The following is a 480-nucleotide window of genomic DNA, read 5'->3' on the forward strand; positions in this document are numbered from 1 at the left end:
AAACACGTTGTCACGCCAGGCGCCCTTGCCGTCCATGCTGATCGCGATCTTGTTCTTGAGTAGCACGCTGGTGAAGTCGTGGCTGGTGAACTGACTGCCTTGATCCGTGTTGAAGATCTCAGGACTGCCGTAGTGGCTCAGGGCTTCTTCCACCGCCTCGATGCAGAAGGCTGCCTCCAGAGTGATGGACAGCCGCCAAGCCAGCACCCGCCGGCTGAACCAGTCGACCACCGCCGCCAGATAGACGAAGCCCCGCGCCATGGGGATGTAGGTGATGTCCATGGCCCACACCTGATTAGGGCGCGTCACCGACAGCTTGCGCAGCAGATAAGGATAGATCTGATGTCCTGGCGCCGGTTTGGAGGTGTTGGGTTTGCGATAGAGCGCCTCGATGCCCATCCGCTTCATCAGGGTGGCAACATGCAGGCGTCCGACCGTGAAGCCCTCCGCGACCAGCTGTCATAGGGCGGTGAATACTGC

At 60.4% G+C, this 480-nt stretch carries 1 pseudogene; it reads right to left on the bottom strand.

Annotation, left to right across the window (positions count from 1 at the left end):
* A pseudogene (locus C7G61_RS43325) lies at positions 1 to 456 on the bottom strand (DDE-type integrase/transposase/recombinase); the annotation flags it as partial.
* Positions 457 to 480: the final 24 nt, after the last annotated feature.

Origin of the sequence: Bradyrhizobium algeriense, assembly GCF_003062295.1 — a bacterium.
Taxonomy (GTDB): Bacteria; Pseudomonadota; Alphaproteobacteria; order Rhizobiales; family Xanthobacteraceae; genus Bradyrhizobium; species Bradyrhizobium algeriense.